The organism is Streptomyces radiopugnans, assembly GCF_900110735.1.
GTDB lineage: Bacteria > Actinomycetota > Actinomycetes > Streptomycetales > Streptomycetaceae > Streptomyces > Streptomyces radiopugnans.
In genome coordinates this window covers 640,018-658,447 of record NZ_FOET01000001.1, presented here as the reverse complement: position 1 = coordinate 658,447, position 18,430 = coordinate 640,018, and the positions used below count along the sequence as shown (strand labels likewise).

At 74.1% G+C, this 18,430-nt stretch carries 17 protein-coding genes and 1 pseudogene; 12 read left to right on the top strand and 6 right to left on the bottom strand.

The genetic code is table 11. The features are described from left to right. Positions 1-112: 112 nt before the first annotated feature. Both BMY40_RS02875 and BMY40_RS02870 read right to left on the bottom strand, forming a co-directional pair. A complete protein-coding gene (locus BMY40_RS02875; RefSeq protein WP_093654954.1) occupies positions 113-724 on the bottom strand; it encodes a TetR/AcrR family transcriptional regulator in 612 nt (203 codons plus the stop codon). Between the two features lie 143 nt (positions 725-867). Continuing rightward, positions 868-2,466 (bottom strand): annotated as a pseudogene (locus BMY40_RS02870) (MFS transporter); the annotation flags it as partial. Between the two features lie 172 nt (positions 2,467-2,638). Between BMY40_RS02870 and panB the strand changes: the two are divergent. The 3 genes from panB (at position 2,639) to BMY40_RS02855 (ending at position 4,970) form a co-directional block, all read left to right on the top strand. Then, complete coding sequence (gene panB, locus BMY40_RS02865; RefSeq protein WP_093654952.1) at positions 2,639-3,502, top strand: 3-methyl-2-oxobutanoate hydroxymethyltransferase; 864 nt, start codon at positions 2,639-2,641, stop codon at positions 3,500-3,502. A gap of 166 nt (positions 3,503-3,668) precedes the next feature. After that, positions 3,669-4,130, top strand: coding sequence for an Hsp20/alpha crystallin family protein (locus BMY40_RS02860; protein ID WP_093655734.1), 462 nt, complete (start codon positions 3,669-3,671; stop codon positions 4,128-4,130). A 63-nt stretch (positions 4,131-4,193) separates the two neighbouring features. Next, the gene (locus tag BMY40_RS02855; protein WP_093654950.1) at positions 4,194-4,970 is read left to right on the top strand and encodes a site-2 protease family protein; all 777 of its coding nucleotides are present in this window, start codon (positions 4,194-4,196) and stop codon (positions 4,968-4,970) included. On the opposite strand, the gene BMY40_RS02850 is transcribed toward BMY40_RS02855, so the two are convergent. Beyond that, a complete protein-coding gene (locus BMY40_RS02850) occupies positions 4,957-5,178 on the bottom strand; it encodes a hypothetical protein (RefSeq protein ID WP_093654948.1) in 222 nt (73 codons plus the stop codon). The two genes, BMY40_RS02855 and BMY40_RS02850, sit on opposite strands and share 14 nt — an antisense overlap. Before the next feature lie 257 nt (positions 5,179-5,435). Here BMY40_RS02850 and npdG point away from each other — a divergent pair, with 257 nt between their 5' ends. Further along, positions 5,436-6,152 carry an NADPH-dependent F420 reductase gene (npdG, locus tag BMY40_RS02845; protein ID WP_093654946.1) on the top strand — a complete coding sequence of 239 codons (717 nt, stop codon included), beginning with the start codon at positions 5,436-5,438 and terminating at the stop codon, positions 6,150-6,152. 169 nt (positions 6,153-6,321) lie between these two features. On the opposite strand, the gene BMY40_RS02840 is transcribed toward npdG, so the two are convergent. Next, entirely contained in the window at positions 6,322-6,549 is a 228-nt protein-coding gene (locus tag BMY40_RS02840) for a hypothetical protein (RefSeq protein ID WP_093654944.1), read from the bottom strand. Positions 6,550-6,602: 53 nt separating this feature from the next. On the opposite strand from BMY40_RS02840, the gene map reads away from it, so the two are divergent. The 4 genes from map to BMY40_RS02820 all read left to right on the top strand — a co-directional run bounded on the left by map (position 6,603) and on the right by BMY40_RS02820 (position 11,216). After that, entirely contained in the window at positions 6,603-7,460 is an 858-nt protein-coding gene (map, locus tag BMY40_RS02835) for a type I methionyl aminopeptidase (protein ID WP_093654942.1), read from the top strand. Positions 7,461-7,582: 122 nt separating this feature from the next. Beyond that, positions 7,583-8,248 (top strand): biliverdin-producing heme oxygenase, encoded by a 666-nt coding sequence (locus BMY40_RS02830; RefSeq protein WP_093654940.1) that lies wholly within the window; start codon positions 7,583-7,585, stop codon positions 8,246-8,248. Positions 8,249-8,394: 146 nt separating this feature from the next. Beyond that, complete coding sequence (locus BMY40_RS02825) at positions 8,395-10,041, top strand: cellulase family glycosylhydrolase (protein ID WP_093654938.1); 1,647 nt, start codon at positions 8,395-8,397, stop codon at positions 10,039-10,041. Between the two features lie 188 nt (positions 10,042-10,229). After that, positions 10,230-11,216 carry an SCO2278 family lipoprotein gene (locus BMY40_RS02820; protein WP_483883289.1) on the top strand — a complete coding sequence of 329 codons (987 nt, stop codon included), beginning with the start codon at positions 10,230-10,232 and terminating at the stop codon, positions 11,214-11,216. Positions 11,217-11,258: 42 nt separating this feature from the next. On the opposite strand, the gene BMY40_RS02815 is transcribed toward BMY40_RS02820, so the two are convergent. After that, positions 11,259-11,996: a bifunctional DNA primase/polymerase gene (locus BMY40_RS02815; protein ID WP_093654934.1), complete on the bottom strand. Its 738-nt coding sequence runs from the start codon at positions 11,994-11,996 to the stop codon at positions 11,259-11,261. Positions 11,997-12,398: 402 nt separating this feature from the next. On the opposite strand from BMY40_RS02815, the gene ddaH reads away from it, so the two are divergent. Continuing rightward, on the top strand, positions 12,399-13,259 hold the full coding sequence (gene ddaH, locus BMY40_RS02810) for a dimethylargininase (protein WP_342745055.1): 861 nt from the start codon (positions 12,399-12,401) through the stop codon (positions 13,257-13,259). A gap of 132 nt (positions 13,260-13,391) precedes the next feature. Here the strand turns inward: ddaH and BMY40_RS02805 are convergent, their stop codons facing one another. Next, a complete protein-coding gene (locus tag BMY40_RS02805) occupies positions 13,392-14,486 on the bottom strand; it encodes a small ribosomal subunit Rsm22 family protein (RefSeq protein WP_245769800.1) in 1,095 nt (364 codons plus the stop codon). Positions 14,487-14,814: 328 nt separating this feature from the next. Between BMY40_RS02805 and BMY40_RS27870 the strand changes: the two genes are divergently transcribed. The 3 genes from BMY40_RS27870 (at position 14,815) to BMY40_RS27865 (ending at position 18,401) form a co-directional block, all read left to right on the top strand. Beyond that, positions 14,815-15,186: an ATP-binding protein gene (locus BMY40_RS27870; RefSeq protein WP_177213844.1), complete on the top strand. Its 372-nt coding sequence runs from the start codon at positions 14,815-14,817 to the stop codon at positions 15,184-15,186. 291 nt (positions 15,187-15,477) lie between these two features. After that, positions 15,478-15,942: a hypothetical protein gene (locus BMY40_RS02795; RefSeq protein ID WP_093654930.1), complete on the top strand. Its 465-nt coding sequence runs from the start codon at positions 15,478-15,480 to the stop codon at positions 15,940-15,942. 158 nt (positions 15,943-16,100) lie between these two features. Then, positions 16,101-18,401, top strand: coding sequence for a tetratricopeptide repeat protein (locus tag BMY40_RS27865; protein WP_177213843.1), 2,301 nt, complete (start codon positions 16,101-16,103; stop codon positions 18,399-18,401). The last annotated feature ends 29 nt before the right edge of the window (positions 18,402-18,430 follow it).

Sequence of the window (18,430 nt, the reverse complement as noted above, 5' to 3'; positions counted from 1 at the left end):
CACAGCCATCGGGAGCACCCCCGCCCCAACCCCCGGCACCGCACCACCGGAAGGCGGAAGACGGACGGCGGGCGGCGGGCGGCGGAAGACGGACGGCGGAGAACCGGCCCCCTCAGCCGCGCGGCCGGGCGCCGTCCAGCACCCCGTCCACGATCTGCTCGGACAGTCCCTCGGGCAGTTCCCGCCACTCGTGCAGCAGCGCCCGCGACAGCATCGGCCCGACGAACAGCTCCCCCAGCAGCTCGACGTCCAGGTCCGCGCGGATCTCGCCTTCGGCCACGCCGCGTCTCAGCACCGCGTGCAGCGTCTCCCGGCGGGCGCGGATCACGGTGTCGTGGTACTCCTGCCACAACCTCGGATGGCTGTGGAAGTGGCTCATCATGGTGCGCAGCAGCGCCGAGTCCCGCTTGGCCAGGCCCTTGCGCCGCAGCCCCTCCAGGATCTCCACCAGATCCTCCCGCACGGACCGGCCGCGCACCTCGGGCGGGGGCTCGTCCAGGGCCCGCATGACGTCCAGCAGCAGCTCGTCCTTGCCGGGCCAGCGGCGGTAGACGGTCGCCTTGCCCACGCCCGCCTCACGGGCGATCCCCTCAATGGACAGCGCTCCGACGCCGATCCCGCGTTCCAGCAGCCGCAGGACCGCCCCGATGATCGCCCGGTCGGCGGCCGCGCTGCGCGGCCTGCCGCGCACGGCGCGCACCACCGCGGTCCCCTCCTCCGTCACCGCTCCACCTCCGCCTCCAGGGCGTCCCGCTCGCGCCCCGCCCCGGGCACACTCGCATCTTCGGCCTCTTCGCGCACCTCCCCCTCGTCCTTCCCGCCCTGCTCGCCCTTGCTCTCCTCCCGGCCCCTCCCCCGGTGCCTCTCGCCCTCCTCCGGCCCCCGCGCCCCGTCCGAGCCGCCCGGCGCGCCGCGCCTGCCCGGCATGAAGAGCGCGACGACGACCGCACCGGCCAGGGCGACGGCGGCGGAGGCCACGACCGTGATGTGCATGGCCTGGACGAACGCCTCGTCGGCCCGCTCGGCCAGCGCCCGGCCCGCCGGACCCATCCGCTCCGCCAGCGCCCGGGTGGCCTCGATGGACTCCCCCGCCGCGTGCCGGGCGCCCTCGGACAGACCCGGCACCCCGGCCAGTTCGCCGTCGATCCGGCCCCGGTAGGCCGCCGAGAGCAGCGAGCCCAGCACCGCGACGCCCAGCGCCCCGCCGACCTGCCGGAAGACGTTGTTGACCGCCGAGCCGGAGCCCGCCTTCCGGCGCGGCAGCGACTGCATGACCGTGACGGTGACGGGCGGCATGATGTGCGCCATCCCGGCGCCCTGGAGGAAGAAGAGCACCTCGAGGATCCAGATCGGGGTGTCGGTGTCCAGCAGCAGGAACGACGCCATGGTCGCGGCGATCACCAGCATGCCGCCCGTGCAGGTGGCGCGGGCGCCGAAGCGCTCCACGGCCAGCCGGGCCCGGGGGGCGAAGACCAGTTGCGCGACGGCCAGCGGGAGCAGCAGCAGACCGGTCTGGAGCGGGGTGTAGCCGCGCACGCTCTGGGTGTAGAAGACCATGAAGAAGGTCACGCCCATCAGCGCGAAGAAGACCAGCGCCACGGCGGTGACGGCGGCCGAGAAGGCCGGGTTGCGGAAGTAGCCGATGTCCAGGGCCGGATGGTCGCTGCGCTTCTCGTGGAGCACGAAGCCGGCCAGGACGGCGATGCCGCCGCCCGCCGTGAGCAGCACCTCGGGGTCGGTGAAGTCGGCGAGCTGGCCGCCCTTGATGATGCCGTAGACCAGCAGCACCAGGCCGACGACCGACAGCAGTACGCCCAGGGGGTCGGGGCGGCCGGGCGCGGGGTCCCTGGACTCGGGGACCAGCACGGCCATCGCGATCAGCGCGGCGATCACGATGGGCACGTTGACCATGAAGACCGAGCCCCACCAGAAGTGCTCCAGCAGCACGCCGCCGGTGATGGGCCCTATGGCGATGGCCAGGCCGACGCCCCCGGCCCAGATCCCTATGGCCCTGGGCTGCTCGTCGCGTTCGAAGACGTTCATCAGGATGGCGAGCGTCGAGGGCATCACGAAGGCGCCGCCGAAGCCCATCAGCGCGCGGAAGGCGATCAGCTCGCCGGGCGAGTCGGACAGCCCGGCCAGCACCGAGCCGACGCCGAACAGCGCCAGGCCCGCCAGCAGCACCCGTTTGCGCCCGTAGCGGTCCCCCAGCAGGCCCGAGGTGAACAGCAGTCCCGCGAAGACGAGGGTGTAGGAGTTGATCGCCCATTCGAGCTGGCTCTGGGTGGCGCCGAGGCCGGTGGGGGGCGGGGTCGCGATGGTCTTCATCGCGACGTTGAGGATCGAGTTGTCCAGCACGACGATCAGCAGGCTGAACATCAGGGCGGCCAGGATCGCCCAGCGCCTGCGGTGCACGGCCTCCGGGACCGTCGGTTGCGGTGGTGCTGCGGGGCTCGCTGCGCTCATGCGGCCCAGCATAGGCGCTTACGATACGGATCCGTCTCGTATCGTTATGTGCTCTCCCGTGTCGCACCGCAGCGGCCCCTCTTCCCTCCTGCCCGGCGGGAGTGCCACCATGGACGCGGATCCGGGGACGCCGTGAGGGCGCCTCGAGACGACGAACACAGGAGCCGGCGCAATGACGCATGCCCAGCAGCAGGCGGCCGACAGCAGCAGCAAGGCGCTGTACGGCGGAACGCAGCAGCGACGCATCACCGTGAGGGACCTGGCCGCCGCCAAGGAGCGCGGCGAGAAGTGGCCCATGCTCACCGCGTACGACGCGATGACCGCGTCCGTCTTCGACGAGGCGGGCATCCCCGTCCTGCTCGTCGGGGACTCGGCGGGCAACTGCCACCTCGGCTACGACAGCACGGTGCCCGTCACCATGGAGCAGATGGCCATGATGTCCGCAGCCGTCGTACGCGGCACCCGGCGGGCGATGGTCGTCGCCGACCTTCCCTTCGGCTCTTACCAGGAGGGCCCCGTCCAGGCCCTGCGCAACGCCACCCGGCTGGTGAAGGAGGCCGGCGCCGGCGCTGTGAAGCTGGAGGGCGGCGAGCGCTCGCTGGCCCAGACCGAGCTGCTCGTGCAGTCCGGCATCCCCGTGATGTCCCACCTGGGCCTGACCCCGCAGTCGGTCAACGCGCTGGGCGGGTACTACGTCCAGGGCCGCGGCGAAGAGGCCGCCCACCGGCTGCTGCGCGACGCCAAGGCCGCCCAGGACGCCGGCGCCTTCGCCCTCGTCATGGAGATGGTCCCGGCGGAACTGGCCGCCGAGGTCACCCGCTCCCTGAGCATCCCGACCATCGGCATCGGCGCCGGCCCGGACTGCGACGCCCAGGTGCTGGTCTGGACGGACATGGCCGGTATGACGTCCGGCCGGATGCCGCGCTTCGTCAAGCAGTACGCGCGGCTGCGCGAGACGCTCGGCGACGCGGCGCGCGAGTTCGCCCAGGACGTGGTCGGCTCCGCCTTCCCCGCCGAGGAGCACACCTTCCACTGACCGGCGGCACGGCCGGCCCTCCCCCACCGGCCGCCACCGGTCCTCCCGCGGCGGCCCGCCGACGGCCTTCGGGCCCTGTCGGCGGGCCGCCCGTTATGTTCGGCCCTGCCCGGATACCCGCCTCGGCGCACCAACAGGCGACGAGGAGGGAGACACTCCCGTGAAGATGCCAGTACGGCGCGGAGAGGGCGCCCACCGTCCGGCACGGCAGCAGCCGGGCTGGGGCTGGCGCGACCCGCGCAGCGAGTTCGAGAACCTGTGGTCCGAGGTGGGCCGGTTCTTCCAGCAGGGCACCACGCCCACCGGCGAGCGGCCCTGGGTGCCCCTGGTCGAGGAGGAGGAGACCGAGGACGCCTACCTGGTGCGGGCCGAGCTGCCCGGCATCCCGCGCGAGAACGTCTCGGTGGAACTGGACGCCAACGAGCTGCACATCACCGGCGAACTCCAGGAGGAGCACCACGGGAAGGTGCTCAGCCGCCGCACCGGCCGGTTCTCCTACCGCACCATGGTCCCGCACGACATCGACGACGAGGCGGTCTCGGCCGACCTGGCCGACGGGGTGCTCGCGGTGCGCATCCCGAAGTCGCCCCAGGGCAAGCGGCGCACGATCGACATCAGCGCGCAGTAGGCCGACCGGGGCGCGGGCCCCTGGCTCGCGCCCCGGCGATCGCGCCGGGTACGGTCGGGCCCCATGAACAGACAGGTCAGCCCCGTGTTCCTGGGGCTCGTCACCGTCATGGGGGTGTCGGCCTGGGGCGTGTGGGCGGACTACGCGGCGAACACCGGCGTCGCGGTGTTCCTCTTCGTGGTCTCGGCCTGGATCGTCTCCCTGTGCCTGCACGAGTACGCGCACGCGCGCACCGCGCTGCACGGCGGCGACATATCCGTCGGGGCCAAGGGCTACCTCACCCTGAACCCCCTCAAGTACACCCACGCCCTGCTGAGCATCGTCCTGCCCGTGGTCTTCGTGATCATGGGCGGCATCGGCCTCCCCGGCGGCGCGGTCTTCATCGAGCGCGACCGCGTCCGCGGCCGGCTCAAGCACAGCCTGATCTCGGCGGCCGGGCCGCTGGTCAACGCCGCCCTCGCCCTCGCCCTGGCCGCGCCCTTCCTCCTGGGCCTGCTGGACGGCGCGCCGATCGCGTTCCGCTGCGCGCTGGCCTTCCTGGCGATGCTCCAGGTCACGGCCGCGATCCTCAACTTCCTGCCCGTACCCGGCCTGGACGGCTACGGCGTCCTCGAACCGTGGCTCTCGCCCAGGGCCCGCCGCCAAATGGAGCCCTTCGCCCCCTTCGGCCTCCTCGCGGTCTTCGCCTGCCTGTGGATCCCGGAGGTCAACGCCGTCTTCTGGAGCGGCATCGACACCGTGATGGAGGCCCTGGGCGTCTCCTGGCAGGAGGTCGCCTACGGGCTGGAGTACTTCCGCTTCTGGGAGGGCGAGCCCCGGAACGTCTTCATCCCCCGTTGACGCCGTTCGCCTCGGCCGCGGCCCGCTCCAGCCTGGCGCGGCGCACGTAGTACCAGGCCATGTTGGACGACAGCCCGGCCAGCAGGACCCAGACGATCCCCACCGGCCAGGCCCCCTTCGCGAAGGACACCACCGCCGCGACGACGGCGAGGCCGCAGACGACCAGGGCGAACAGGGGGAGTCGTCGGGTCGGGGACGAGGGGGCCATGGGGTCGGGCTCCAGGGGTTGCGGCGTTACGACGGTCCCATTGTCCCCCATCCGCCCCCACCGTCCCCGCGCCGGGGCGCCGTCCCCGCGCCCGCGCCGGGCCACCGGCGTGGCCCGGCACCGCCTCCGCGTCCGGCCACCGGCGGAACGCGGCCTCGTACCGCCCCCGCGCCCGGGGGCGCGCCACCGTCCGCCCGCACCCCGGCCCGTAAACCCTGGTGGTGCCCGTTCACCGGGCCCCTGGCAGGATCGGAAGCATGACCTCGAACGATGCTTCCGCAGACGCCCCGAAGAAGGCCCCCGCCAAGGACCCCTGGGAGCTGCCGGACGTCTCCGGCCTGGTGGTCGGTGTGCTGGGCGGCACCGGTGACCAGGGTCGCGGCCTGGCGTACCGGCTGGCCCGGGCCGGCCAGAAGGTGATCCTCGGCTCACGGACCGCCGAGCGGGCGCGGGCCGCGGCCGAGGAGCTGGGCCTGGGCGTGGAGGGCGCGGACAACGCCGAGTGCGCACGCCGCAGCGACGTGGTGATCGTCGCGGTGCCGTGGGAGGGGCACGCCGCGACGCTGGAGAGCCTGCGCGGGGAACTGGCGGGCAAGCTCGTCGTGGACTGCGTCAACCCGCTCGGCTTCGACAAGAAGGGCGCCTACGCCCTGAAGCCGGAGGAGGGCAGCGCCGCGGAGCAGGCGGCCGCCCTGCTGCCGGACTCGCGGGTGACCGCGGCCTTCCACCACCTGTCGGCCGTCCTGCTGCGGGATCCGGAGATCGAGGAGATCGAGACCGACGTGATGGTGCTGGGGGAGGTACGGGCCGACTGCGAGATCGTCCAGGCGCTGGCGGGGCGCATCCCGGGGATGCGCGGCGTGTTCGCTGGCCGGCTGCGCAACGCGCACCAGGTGGAGTCGCTGGTCGCCAACCTGATCTCGGTCAACCGGCGTTACAAGGCGCACGCGGGAGTGCGGCTCACCGACATCTGAGCGTGGACCGGGGTGCGGTGGGGGCCGGGTGCGGACGGACGGTGGCGCGCCCCCGGGCGCGGAGGCGGTACGAGGCCGTCGCCCGGGTGCGGACGTGGGGGAGTGCGGGGACGGCATGGGGCCGCGTCCCGCCGGTGGCCCGGCGCGGGCGCCGGGACGGCGCACCCCGTCAGTCCGCGTCGCCCCGCGCAGCGGGGTCGCTCCAGCGGGGATCGTTCTCCCACTGGACGTTGCGTTCGCGGGCGGTCTCCATCGCGTGCTCGGCCTCGGTGCGGGAGGTGTACGGCCCCATGCGGTCCTTGGCCGGGCACTCGGGCCCCTCCTCGACCTCGTGGTGCTCCAGGCAGTAGAACCACTCGCCGGGCTTGCCGGTCGCCTTGCGCTTGAAGAGTGCCATGTGATCCATGCTGCCCCGCCTGGGCGCCGCCTACCGCGGTTAGACTCGCGCACATGTCTGGCCAGTCGCTTCTCGTTCCCGGCACCCTCTCCCCGCACCGCAACGTGCCCGCCTCGATCCCCCGCCCGGAGTACGTGGGCAAGGACGCCCCCACGCCGTACACCGGCCCCGAGGTGCAGGACTCCGAAACGGTCGAGAAGATGCGGATCGCGGGGCGGATCGCCGCCCGCGCCATGGCGGAGGCCGCGAGGCACATCGCCCCCGGCGTGACCACCGACAAGCTGGACGAGGTCGCGCACGAGTACCTGTGCGACCACGGCGCCTACCCCTCGACGCTGGGGTACCGGAAGTTCCCCAAGTCGCTGTGCACCTCGGTCAACGAGGTCATCTGCCACGGCATCCCGGACTCCACCGTCCTGCGCGACGGCGACATCGTGAACCTGGACGTGACCGCGTACATCCACGGTGTGCACGGGGACAACAACGCCACCTACCTGTGCGGGGACGTGGACGAGGAGTCGCGGCTGCTGGTGGAGCGGACGCGGGAGTCGCTGAACCGCGCGATCAAGGCGGTGCGGCCGGGCCGGCAGATCAACGTCATCGGACGGGTCATCGAGTCGTACGCCAAGCGCTTCGGGTACGGGGTGGTGCGCGACTTCACCGGGCACGGCATCAACAGCTCGTTCCACTCCGGCCTGATCATCCCCCACTACGACGACCCGCGGGCGACGACGGTGATGAAGCCCGGCATGACGTTCACCATCGAGCCGATGCTGACGCTGGGCACGCACGAGTGGGAGATGTGGCAGGACGGCTGGACGGTGGTGACCAAGGACCGGAAGCGGACGGCTCAGTTCGAGCACACGCTCGTCGTCACCGACTCGGGGGCCGAGATCCTGACGCTTCCCTGACGGTTTTCCGACAAGCTGTCGGGAAGACGTTGACTTGCGGGTCCGGTCGGCGAGAATCGGTCGGGTCCGGCGGCATCCCGGTGGTGCCGTCCTCTTCGCCGTCTGGTCCCCGGAGGCCCGCCTTGGTCGCGTCCGCCACGACTCCGTTCTCCGTCCTCATCCGCGAGGCCTCCCGGCAGCAGCACACGGAGGCGGAGGGGTCCGCGTTCATGGGCGCCCTGCTGGGCGGCAGGCTGGGGGTGGATGCCTACCGGCGCTACACCGAGCAGCTGTGGTTCGTCTACCGCGCGCTGGAGGACGGGGCGGAGGGGCTGGCCGGTGATCCGGTGGCAGGACCGTTCCTGCGGCCCGAGCTGGCCCGTACCGCCTCCCTGGAGCGCGATCTGACCCATCTGCACGGCGGGGAGGGCTGGCGCGGGTCGCTGGTCCCGCTGCCCGCGACGGCCGCGTACGCCGGGCGGGTCGCCCGCCTGGTCCGCGAGTGGCCGGGCGGTTACGTCGCGCACCACTACACCCGTTACCTGGGCGATCTGTCCGGCGGCCAGATCATCCGGGGCAAGGCCGAGAAGGCCTGGGGCTTCGCGCGCAAGGGCGACGGTGTGCGCTTCTACGTCTTCGAGGGGATCGACAACCCGGCCGCGTTCAAGCGCGAGTACCGGGCGGCGCTGGACGCGGTGCCGGTGGACGACCTGGAGAAGCAGCGGATCGCCGAGGAGTGCCGGCGCGCCTTCGCGCTGAACACCGCCGTCTTCCGCGAGCTGGGCGAGGAGTTCCCGCTCAGCGCCTGACGGATCCGGAACCGATCCGTGTCACACCTCTTGACGCGGCATCGGCGTCGGCGATTGGTTGGGAGCGCTTCCACACCAGACCGCGGGGCGCTCGCCCCTCTCCGGTCTGACATCGTTGTCAGTCATACGGCTCACTGGAGTGAGAGATGAGACCACGCACCACCCGCAGGGCCGCCGCCTCGGGCGCCCTCCTCGGCTTACTGCTGCCGCTGTCCGGCCTGGGCCAGGCCGCGCAGGCCGCCCCGGAGGACGCGACCGGCCTCCACGTCAGCGGCGGGCGCCTGCTGGAGGGCAACGGGAACGACTTCGTGATGCGGGGCGTCAACCACGCCCACACCTGGTACACCGGCGAGCTCGACTCCCTGGCCCACATCAAGGCCAAGGGCGCCAACACCGTGCGGGTCGTGCTCAGCAGCGGCGACCGCTGGACGCGCAACGACGCCTCCGACGTGGCGAACGTCGTCTCCGAGTGCAAGGCCAACCGGCTGATCTGCGTGCTGGAGGTGCACGACACCACCGGCTACGGCGAGCAGAGCGGCGCGGCCTCCCTGGACCGGGCGGCGGACTACTGGATCAGCGTCAAGAGCGCGCTGGAGGGCCAGGAGGACTACATCGTCGTCAACATCGGCAACGAGCCGCACGGCAACAGCGGCTACCAGAGCTGGGCCGACGACACCAGGGGCGCCATCCGGAAGCTGCGCGACGCCGGGTTCGACCACGCCCTGATGGTCGACGCCCCCAACTGGGGCCAGGACTGGTCGTTCACCATGCGCGACAACGCCGGGTCGGTCTTCGCCGCCGACCCCGACCGCAACACCGTGTTCTCCGTCCACATGTACGGCGTCTTCGACACCGCCGCCGAGGTGCGGGACTACCTGGGCCGCTTCGTCGACGCCGGACTGCCGATCCTGGTGGGCGAGTTCGGTCACGACCACAGTGACGGGAACCCGGACGAGGACGCGATCCTGGCCACCACCGAGCAGCTCGGCCTGGGCTACCTGGGCTGGTCCTGGAGCGGCAACGGCGGCGGCGTCGAGTACCTGGACATGGTCGAGGGCTTCGACCCGGACGCCATGACGAGCTGGGGCGAGCGCCTCTTCAACGGCGCGAACGGCATCGCCGCGACCGCGAAGGAGGCCACCGTCTACGGCGGCTCCGGCGGTCCGGGCGACACCACCGCCCCCACCAGGCCGGGCGCCCCGGCGGCCTCCGGCGTGACCTCCACCGGCGTCGCCCTGTCCTGGGCGGCCTCCTCCGACGACACCGGGGTGACCGGCTACGACGTGGTGCGCGTCGACGGCGCCTCCGAGACGGCCGTGCGGAGCGTCGCGGGCACCTCGGCGCAGATCACCGGTCTGACGGCCGGCACCTCCTACACCTTCGCCGTGTACGCGCGGGACGCGGCGGGCAACCGCTCCGAGCGCTCGGCGACGGTGAACGTCACCACGAGCCGGGGCGGCGACCCCGCGCCGGGCTCCTGCTCGGTCGCCTACCGGATCGTCGGCCAGTGGCAGGGCGGCTTCCAGGGCGAGGTGACCGTCCGCAACACCGGCTCGTCCGCGATCGGCGGCTGGACGCTGGGCTGGCGGTTCGCCGACGGCCAGACCATCACCAACATGTGGGGCGGCACCCCGAGCCAGAGCGGGGCGTCCGTCACCGTCAAGCCCGCCTCGTACACCGCGAACATCCCGGCGGGCGGCTCGGTGACCATCGGTTTCACCGGCACCTGGAACGGCGGCAACACCGCCCCCGACGCGTTCACGCTCGACGGCGCCGCCTGCACGGCGCCCTGACGCCGGCCGTGAGGCGTGCCGCCGTTCGGCCGGTGTGACGGCTCCCGGCCCCTCCCCGCGGACCGTCGCGGGGAGGGGCCGGGGCCACCCCGCGACGGTCCGCGGCCCGTCCCGTCGTCCGGCCCCCGCGGGGCACCGGTAGGGTTCGGGCCGAAAGCCTCGTGATGGTCCGGGAGGGGTCGAGGAGAGTGCGGACGAGGGCGCGTGGGCTCAGGGGCGCTGTGGCGCTGGCGGCGGTGCTGGCCGGACTGGCGGTACTGCCGGGCTGCGTCACGGTGCACGGCGAGAGGGCCGTGGTCCCGGCGGTGACCGAGGCGGAGGCCGCGAAGGTCCTCGACCACTTCACCGAGACCAACAACGAGGCCAACCGCACCCACGACGCCTCCCTTAACGCCACCATCGAGACGGGTGCGCTGGGCGCCGTCGACCAGGCCGGGCTGCGGGCCCGCCGCGCCGTCCACCCCGACGGCAGCCCCGACCACCGGGACCTGGAGCTGACCGACGCCCGCTTCCTGATACCGCGGCAGGCCGGCTGGCCGAAGTTCTTCGTCGCCGACACCGCCTCCAGCCAGAGCCCCGGCAAGCGCTGGCTGCTGGTCTTCACCAGGAACGGCGTGGAGGAGAAGTGGAAGGCGTCCTATCTGTCGGTGCTGGACGCCTCCGCCGTGCCGGAGTTCGCCGAGGACGGCGAGGGCCACGTACGGGCCGTCCCCGCGGGCGCGTCGGCCCGGCTGGCCGTCGCGCCGAAGGACCTGGGCAAGGCGTACACGGACTATCTGCGCGAGGGCGGCGACGCCTTCGCCGACGGCCCGGCGACCAGCGCCCTGCGCCAGGAGCGGAGGAAGACGGCGGCGAGCCCGGGCGCCCGCACCCAGTGGGCCGACCTCCCGGCCCGGGACGCGCGGTTCGCGCCGGTGGGGCTGCGCACCGAGGACGGCGGGGCGCTGGTCTTCTTCACCACCCACCACCAGATGCGGCAGACCGTGCCCCAGGGCTACAAGCCGCAGGTCAAGGACCCCTATGTCAAGGCCCTGATGGAGGGCACGCCGCAGCAGTCGGTGACGTACGTCCGCCTCGGCCTCCAGGCGGCGGCCGTGCCCCCCGCCGACGCCGACGACCCGAGGGTCACGCTGGTGTACCGCCTCCAGCGTCTGACGGGCGCCAAGGGCGAGTGACCCCGGCGGCGGCCCCGGCCCGCGCGCCGTCAGCGCGCCGGTTCAGCGCACCGGCCAGGGAGCGGTGTGGTCCGGCTCCTCCTGCGCGTGCGCGGCGCACGCGTCCGTCAGCGCCTCCAGCATCGTCAGCGGGTCGGGCAGCGGACGCTCGGGGGCGCGCAGCCAGCCCACCGCCGATTCGGAGTCGTCGCCGGGCAGCCGGGCCGGGGGTACGAGCACATAGCTGCCGCGGCAGTGCCACCGCAGGCCCGGATGGTCGTCCAGGGTCTCGGGATGGCAGTCCAGCTCGCACGGCCACCACTCGTCCTCGTCGTCCGGGGTGCCGCGGGTGGCGGTGAAGAACAGCATCCGCCCCGACCAGGGATCGGTGCCGCACACCGCCACCGGCCCGACCTCGACGCCCTCGGCCTCCAGCCGCTCCAGCGCGGCCCGCCCCGCGCCCACGGGCACGTCCAGCACGTCGTGGGTGCGGCCGGTGGCGGTGATGAAGTTGGCCGACGGCTGGCCGGCGGCCCAGCGGGCGATCTGCTCGGGGTCGGTGGTGGCCTGCGTCTGCCAGGCGAAGGAGACCGGGTGCCGGCCGGGGGTGGGGCAGCCGATCCGGTCGCAGGAGCAGCCGTAGCCCTCGGGGTGCGCGGCGGGTGCCAGGGGGAAGCCCGCGGCGGCGGCCGTCAGCAGCAGGTCCTCCCGGAGGCGGGCCGCTTCCTGCACGGCGCTCGCGTGCGCACCGCCGCGGGAGCGTCGGCGCAGCCACCGGGAGAATCTGCTTTCGCGTTCCATCGGACTCCTAGCGCGGGAACCACCGGCCTCGGCCTGTGGGGGAATCACTTCCCTGGTTTGCGGTGCTTTCGGCCAGTCTCGCAAGGCATCGGGGCGGTCCGGACCGCGACCTCCGGGTTGGGGAACCCCTCCTCGCGGGAGGGGAGCGGAGGCCGCGTACCGCTCCACTCGCGACCAGAGCCGTGGGCTTCGAGGGTACGAAACCGAGCGCCTTCGGCCGGGCGGAATCCGCGGATCCCGGGCGGCCGTTTCCATCCTGCTCCTTCCGCGCCCCCGATGAGTAATCGAACGGCGGTCGCGATGGTCACAGCCCGCCCGCCCCCGCCGGGGGCGGTTCTGCGCCGTACAGCGGAAATCCTCCTATCCTGCGGGACATGAGGGCCCGGCCGGGTGGACCATGTGCTGACACAGCGCGACACCTCCGGCACACAGCGATCCTGTGAGGAGCCCTCCGTGTACACACCCCGCCGCTATCTGATGTGCCCACCGGCGTACTTCGCGGTCACCTACTCCATCAACCCGTGGATGGATCCCGCCAAACCCGTGGACCTCCCGCTGGCCGTGGCCCAGTGGGAGTCCCTGCGCGACACCTACCGCGCGCTCGGCCACACCGTCGAGGAACTGGTGCCCGACCCGGAGCTGCCCGACATGGTGTACGCCGCCAACGGCGCGCTCGTCGTCGACGGCCGGGTGCTGGGCGCCCGCTTCGCCCATCCGGAGCGGGCGCGGGAGGCCGCGGTGCACCGGGAGTGGTACCGGGAACGGGGCTTCACGGAGGTGCGCGAGCCGGAACACGTCAACGAGGGCGAGGGCGACTTCGCCGTCACCGCCTCCTGGCTGCTGGCCGGGCGCGGCTTCCGCAGCAGTCCGCTGTCCCACCCGGAGGCGCAGGAGTTCTTCGGCCGCCCGGTCGTCGGCCTGGATCTGGTGGACCCGCGCTTCTACCACCTGGACACGGCGCTGTGCGTGCTGGACGACACCCGCGACGACGCCGTCATGTACTACCCGCGGGCGTTCTCGCCCGGCAGCCGGGCGGTGCTGGCCCGGCTCTTCCCCGATGCGATCACCGCCGGGGAGGACGACGCCCGCGCCTTCGGCCTGAACGCGGTCAGCGACGGGCGCCACGTGCTGCTGCCCCAGGCGGCGGTGGGGCTGTTCGAGCCGCTGCGCGAGCGCGGTTACGAGCCGATCGGCGTCGACCTGGGCGAGCTGCTCAAGGGCGGCGGCAGTGTGAAGTGCTGCACGGCGGAGCTGCGCGGCTGATCCGGGCCGCGGGTCCGGGCGGGGGCTGGACGGGTGGGGCAGGTCCGGGCTGGGGCTGACGGGCGGGGAGCGGGTGGGCCGATCGCCTTCCCGCTCCCGCGGGTCCCGCCCCGCGCCCCCGCCGCCGGGCCGTCAGCGCCCGCCGCCGTCCTGTCCGCCGTCCCGCTCCTCGTCCCCGCCGGCGTCCCGTCCGTCGTCCCAGGCGTCGCCCCAGTGCGCGTCCCGGGCGGCGCGGTACGCCGGCCCGCGGCGCTTGGTGACGGTCTCGCGCCGCAGCCCGCCGCGTTCGGCGTCCGGTCCGGTGCACAGGTCGAGCAGGACCTGGCCCTTGCGGATCTGCGGCCTGCGCACGATCCGCGCCGCGGCGGGCGTACCACCCGGGCCGCCGTCCGCGCCGGGGCGGACGGCGGCCACGTAGGAGAACTTCTCGTCCTCGTACGCCAGCGAGCCCCCCTTCACCTGCCGGTGCAGGGAGGAGCGGCTGACGCGGGCGGCGAAGTGGCACCAGTCCGAGCCCGGCTGCATCGGGCAGGCGCCGCTGTGCGGGCAGGGGGCCAGGACGCGCAGCCCGGCGCCGATCAGCCGTCCGCGCGCCTCGATGATCCGCCGGTAGCCGTCCGGGGTGCCGGGCTCGACGACCACCACCGCCCGCCGGGCCGCCGCCGCGGCGGCGTCCACCAGCGGGTGCCGGGCGTCCTCGGGCAGCTCGTTCAGTACGTAGGAGACGGTGACCAGGTCGGCCGCGTCCAGTCCCGGCGCGGAGCCGATGCGCCCCTGCCGCCACTCGGCCCCGCGAAGGGCGGCCGAGGCGGATCCGGCGGCCAGCTCGCGGCCGAGGGCGAGGGCCGGGTCGGAGCGGTCCAGCACGGTGGTCGCCCGCGCTCCCCCGGTGTCCGCCGCACCGTCGCCCCAGACCGCGGCGGCGGCCCACACGGCCGCGCCCGTCCCCCCGCCCACGTCCAGGTGGGTGGCCGGATCCAGCTCCGGGGCCCGGTCGGCGAGGGCGTCCAGGGCGGCGCGGACGGCCTCGAAGGTGGCGGGCATGCGGTAGGCGGCGTAGGCGACGACGTCGCCGCGGTCGCGCAGGACGGGGGCGCCGGCGGCGTTCCCCCGGTAGCCGGTGATCAGCCGCTCGACCGCCCCGGCGGCCTGCCGGGGCGGCAGCCCGTCGAGGAGGCGGGCGAGCGCGTCGCGCAGCTCTTCGTCGATGTGGAGGGGGGCGAACACCGGGCCAAGTGTAGGCGGGTGGTCACCCGCGTCCGCCGTCCGGCCGCCGCCTCGCCGCCCGGCGGGCGGGAGCCCCCTTCCGGCGGCTTCCCGCGGGTTCGCTCCCGTTCGCGTCCGGGGGGCGCCGGCCATCCTTTCTCGTCACGCATATGCCATAGGTAGTTGCACACCTTCGTGGCATTCCCCTCCTCCTTCCGCGAGGAATCCGGATCATCGGATTCGATTGTGTTCGGCTGCGCACTCGGGGGGCAGACGATGCAGTGGAGTTGGGAAAGCAGCTCTGAACCGAGGAGGACCGATGCACAGGGAAGGCCGCCCACCGGAGCGATTGACGAACCGCTCACCGCAGTCCGGGGACCGGGCGCGGGAGATAACGCGCGGTTTCCTCCGGGCGGCCGAGCCGAACGCGTCGAAGGCCGATGTGGACGCCGTGCTGCTGGGCGTCTCGGAGCTGGTGTCCAACGCGGTCCGCCACGCAGGAGGGGTGACGGACTTCCGCCTGGACTCCGTGGAGGGCGGCGTACTGGTGGAGGTCTCGGACGCCAGCGTCCGGCGGCCGAGGACGGTCCAGATAAACCCCTCCGTCCCCGGCGGCTTCGGCTGGCTGCTGGTGCGCGAGCTGGCCACCGACGTCACCGTCACCCTCCACCCGGGCGAGGGCAAGACGATCCGGGCGTCCTTCCCGATCCGGGCCGCCTGACACACGGCCTCGGCACCGGCACGCCCCGCCTTCCCACACACGGGAATGGCGACACGGAAGCCGCGGAACGGGACACTCCCCACGACACCGCGCCATTTCCCTGCGAAATCCGGGCGGCAGCCGACTTCTTCCCCAACTCGACCGGCAGGCAGGGCCGTTCGTTTTTTCCGGGAAAACTCCGCACCGGAACCGAAGGCGGGAACAGAACGTTCCCCCCTTGATGACGCGGCGTGGCGCCACGGGCGGCGCCACCGTGCCGCGCGGGCCCGCGCATCGCGAGGGGGACGGGGAATGCTGGAGCAGGCTTTGGCGGCGCTGGCCGCCGCCGGAGGCACGGCGGTGGTGCAGGCCGCAGGCACGGAGGCGTGGACGGCGGTACGGGAGGCGGTGGCCCGCTGGTTCGGCCGGGGCGACGAGCAGCGCGAGCGCGCGGAGCTGGAGCGTCTGGACCGCGCGGCGGACGAACTGGCCGGGGCCGCCGGGACCGAGCTGGCACGCGTCCGCCAGGAGGCGGCCTGGCAGGCCCGCTTCGAGAACCTGCTGGAGAGCGCGGGCGGCGACGAGCGCGCCCGCCTCGCCGAGGAGCTGCGCGCCCTGCTGGAGCGCCACTCCCCCGCCGGCGGCGCGTCCGTCGGCCGGGACGGGATGGCCGTGGGCGGTGACGTCCACGTCCGCGCGGACGGCGGCGTCGCAGGCGGGGTGATCCACGGCGGCGCCCATGTGCACCCTCGGCCGCCCGGTCCGGCCCAGGGCTGAACGGACCGGGCGCGGACGGCACACCTCTCTCCGCCGAGGCGTACGTCCAGGCCCCCGGCGGCATCGGCGCCGGACACATCGACCGGGCCAGCCTCCACACCCACTACCACGCCGATCCCCGCCCCCGCCCCGGCGTCTCCTGGCCGCATCTGGTCGGGGTGCCGCCCAGGGAGGCCGACTGCTTCCAGGACCGCGCCGCCGTGCGCGAGCTGGAGCGCGCGCTGGACGGCGGCGGTACGGCGGTGCTGTGCCAGGTGCTGTCCGGCATGGGCGGCGTCGGCAAGACCCAGCTCGCCGCCCACCACGCCCGCCGGGTCCTGGCGGCGGGCGGCGTGGACCTGCTGGTGTGGGCCACCGCCGCCACGCGCGAGGCGGTCGTCGCCGCCTACGCCCAGGCCGCCGCCGGGATCCTGTACTCCGACCCGGATCTGCCCGAGACGGCGGCGCGGGAGTTCCTGGCCTGGCTCGAGCACCGGCCCGGCCCGGAGCAGCGCCGCTGGATGGTGGTGCTGGACGACGTGGCCGACCCGGCCGACCTGCGCGGCCTGTGGCCGCCCGCGAGCCCGCTGGGCCGCACCCTGGTCACCACCCGTCGCCGGGACGCCGCGCTGACCGGGCCGGGCCGCCGTCTGGTGCCGGTCGGGCTGTTCAGCCCGCGGGAGGCGACGGCGTACCTCGCCGCGTCCCTGGCCGTCCGCGGCCGCCATGAACCGGAGGGCGAACTGGCCGCTCTGGCGGGAGAGTTGGGCTATCTTCCACTGGCCCTTTCCCAGGCCGCCGCCTATCTGATCGACTCCGGCCTGGACTGCGCCGCCTACCGCGCCCTGCTGGCCGACCGCGCCCGCGACCTGGCCGACGCCCTGCCCGATCCCGGGGCCCTGCCCGACGACCAGGCCGCCCCGCTGGACGCGGCCTGGTCGCTGTCCGCGGACCGCGCCGACCGGCTCCGCCCGTACGGTCTGGCCCGCCCCATGCTGCGCCTGGCGGCGATGCTCGACCCCAACGGCATCCCGGCCGCCGTCCTGACCGGCGAACCCGCCCTGGCCCACCTCGCCGACCATCTGGCCACCCGGGCCGCCGCCCCGCACCCCGATCGTCCCGCCGGCCACGCCCCGGACCGGACCGGACCGCCCGGCCCGCCCGGCCCGCCCGGCCCGCCCGGCCGGAGGGTCACCGCCGAGGAGGCCGTCGGCGCGCTGCGGGCCCTGCACCGCCTGAGCCTGATCGACCACTCCCCCGGCACCCCCCGCAGAGCGGTACGCGTCCACCAGCTCATCCAGCGCATCGCCCGCGACTCCCTCGGCCCCGAGCGGCGCGACGCCCTGGCCCGCACCGCCGCCGACGCGCTGATGGCCGCCTGGCCGGAGATCGGGCGCGACACCGCCCTCGCCCAGACGCTGCGCGCCAACACCGACGCCCTGGCCCGGTACGCCGGTGAGGCCCTGTACCGGCCCGCGACCCATCCGGTGCTCTTCCGCGCCGGCCGCAGTCTGGGGAACCTCGGCCAGGTCACCGCCGCGGTCGCCTACTTCCGCGCCCTGGCCGGGAACATCCGGGAACGGCTCGGCCCCGACCACACCGACTTCCTCAACGTCCGCGACAGGCTGGCCCACTGGCAGGGCATGGCGGGGGACGCGGTGCACGCCAGGACCGCGTTCACCGATCTGCTGGCCGACTACCTGCGGGTACTGGGCCCGGACCACAAGGACACCCTGGCCGTCAGGCACGAGCTGGCCCGGTGGCGCGGGGCGGCCGGAGACGTGACGGGCGCCAGGGAGGCCTTCGCGGACCTCCTCTCCGACTGCCTGCGCGTCCTGGGCGCCGAGCACCCGAACACCCTGGCCGCCCGCCATGAGATGGTCCGTTGGCGGGGGAAGGCCGGAGATCCGCACGGAGCCGCGACCGCCTTCGTCTCCGTCCTGGCCGACTGCGTGCGCGTCCTGGGTCCCGAACACCCCAGTACCCTGGCCGCCCGCCACGAGATGGCCCGGTGGCGCGGGGCGGCCGGAGACGCGGCGGGCGCCGAAGCCGCCCTCTCCGTCCTCCTGGCCGACCGCGTGCGCATCCTGGGCCCCGAAAATCCCAGCACCCTCGTCACCCGCCATGAGCTGGCCCACTGGACGGGCGAGGCGGGGGATCCGGCGGGTGCCATGGCGGCCCTCTCCGTCCTCCTGGCCGACCGCGTGCGCATCCTGGGCCCCGAGCACCCCAGCACGCTCGTCACCCGGCACGCGCTGGCGCGCTGGACGGGCGAGGCGGGAGACCCGGCTTGCACCGTGGCAGCCCTCACCGGCCTCCTCGCCGACAGCATCCGCTTCCTCGGCTCCCACCACCCCAACATCGCCGGCATCCGCGCCGACCTCGCCTACTGGCGGGGCCGGGCGGAGGCCGACGGCCTCCACGTCCCCCGGCAACCCCCCGCGCCCCGGGCGGAAGCCCGCGATCCCGACCCCCGCTGACCGCGCCCCGGTGCCGGCCTCCCCGGGAC

Coding starts and splice junctions, on each gene's coding strand:
- panB (WP_093654952.1), top strand. CDS start 2,639: ATGACGCATGCCCAGCAGCAGGCGGCCGACAGCAGCAGCAAGGCGCTG.
- BMY40_RS02860 (WP_093655734.1), top strand. CDS start 3,669: ATGCCAGTACGGCGCGGAGAGGGCGCCCACCGTCCGGCACGGCAGCAG.
- BMY40_RS02855 (WP_093654950.1), top strand. CDS start 4,194: ATGAACAGACAGGTCAGCCCCGTGTTCCTGGGGCTCGTCACCGTCATG.
- BMY40_RS02850 (WP_093654948.1), bottom strand. CDS start 5,178: ATGGCCCCCTCGTCCCCGACCCGACGACTCCCCCTGTTCGCCCTGGTC.
- npdG (WP_093654946.1), top strand. CDS start 5,436: ATGACCTCGAACGATGCTTCCGCAGACGCCCCGAAGAAGGCCCCCGCC.
- BMY40_RS02840 (WP_093654944.1), bottom strand. CDS start 6,549: ATGGCACTCTTCAAGCGCAAGGCGACCGGCAAGCCCGGCGAGTGGTTC.
- map (WP_093654942.1), top strand. CDS start 6,603: ATGTCTGGCCAGTCGCTTCTCGTTCCCGGCACCCTCTCCCCGCACCGC.
- BMY40_RS02825 (WP_093654938.1), top strand. CDS start 8,395: ATGAGACCACGCACCACCCGCAGGGCCGCCGCCTCGGGCGCCCTCCTC.
- BMY40_RS02815 (WP_093654934.1), bottom strand. CDS start 11,996: ATGGAACGCGAAAGCAGATTCTCCCGGTGGCTGCGCCGACGCTCCCGC.
- BMY40_RS02795 (WP_093654930.1), top strand. CDS start 15,478: ATGCTGGAGCAGGCTTTGGCGGCGCTGGCCGCCGCCGGAGGCACGGCG.